The organism is Pseudoalteromonas sp. UBA6610, from assembly GCF_002433295.1.
Lineage (GTDB): Bacteria > Pseudomonadota > Gammaproteobacteria > Enterobacterales > Alteromonadaceae > Pseudoalteromonas > Pseudoalteromonas atlantica.
Genome location: NZ_DJHW01000016.1, coordinates 5562 through 6776, shown reverse-complemented (window position 1 = coordinate 6776; position 1215 = coordinate 5562). Strand labels below are relative to the sequence as shown.

Here is a 1215-nt window from a genome sequence, read left to right as displayed (position 1 = left end):
GCAGCGGCTTTATGCCGCGAAAAAGTTTAATATAAAACGCGAGGTAAACTCGCTGCTACACGATAAACCCTATTCTGTAGACACGTCTTAAAAGTGATTATCTCACCACAAAGAAGTAACTCACCAATGCCTATTTTCTCTGTGTAGCGCAAAATACCCTCTGTGGGCAATTAATGAGAAAATACGCATCCCCCTGAGCAAACTAGGCGTCTACAGGCAAAATTAGCTACAGGGTAAAACTTATATTCAGGCGTTTATAATTATCGTTTAAAGTATAAATCGATGGCTTTGGTGAGGAGTTCGTCGAGTTGCTCTTCGAAGGTATCTATATCAATTTCAAAATGGTTTAAATAGGCCTTGGCTTGCACTCGCGATAGGTTGCGGTTTTTTACGCTGTATTGACGCTCATCTTTTTGTTTGTCAAAACGTGGTAAAAACAAAAATTGCCCGTAATAAGGTGATTTAATATGCTTATTAGCATAACGACAAAAGTCTTCTATGTGATCTGCGCCCTGCGGCCCTAAACACCCTGGCTCAACGCGATACATTAAGCGAATTTTTTTGTCGTCTGCTAACTGCATAGTATGCCTTTTATAATTATCTAAAAAATAATACGCGGATTATTTTTCCGTCTTTTATTTGGTAGCTCGATACTAACTCAGAGCGTTTATCTACCACGTTTTCGTCTGTTGAACAGGTTTCTGATAGCTCGTGGTCTATTACTATATCGCCGTGCACAATACGCTTTATTGGCGAGCTATTAATGCATTTTAATTTTTTAAACATTAAGCCATAACGGGCTATTAGTTTTTCTTTTCCTTTAAATAATAGCTCATTAGGAAAAATATAAAACTCTACATCTTCATCGTACATACGAATAAATTGTTCAATATTACGTGCGTTATAGGCTTCTACTAATTGCTCTACAACAGCAAGCGACTCGCGAGATTGTTTAGCTTTAGCTTGCTGCTTAGCGGTTAATGCCTCTTTGGCTTGGGTTACCGCTTTTTCTGCCTCGGCCACAGCTGCTGCTTTTTCTACTTTATTTTTTGGTTTTTCTACCGGTTTGGGGGTTTCGCTACCCAGTACTTTTGAGTCGTCAGGTTTAGTAGTATCTACTTTTGGCGTTTTAAGCTCAGGGGCTTGGTACTCAAGCGTGTTTAACTTTTCATCTTTTGCTTTTGTTGGTGAATTGCTGGCTTGAGTAGAGCTTGA

The 1215-nt window shown here is 39.2% G+C and carries 2 protein-coding genes; both read right to left on the bottom strand.

All coding sequences use genetic code 11. From position 1 onward, the window contains the following. Positions 1-260 precede the first annotated feature (260 nt). Complete coding sequence (locus B4F91_RS01695; protein WP_004589283.1) at positions 261-581, bottom strand: hypothetical protein; 321 nt, start codon at positions 579-581, stop codon at positions 261-263. A 16-nt stretch (positions 582-597) separates the two neighbouring features. After that, positions 598-1215: nuclear transport factor 2 family protein (locus tag B4F91_RS01690; RefSeq protein ID WP_288635345.1), on the bottom strand; the 618-nt coding region annotated here is incomplete at its 5' end.

Bases quoted from the DNA above. Each gene is read 5' to 3' on its own strand.
- B4F91_RS01695 (WP_004589283.1), bottom strand. From the start codon at position 581: ATGCAGTTAGCAGACGACAAAAAAATTCGCTTAATGTATCGCGTTGAG.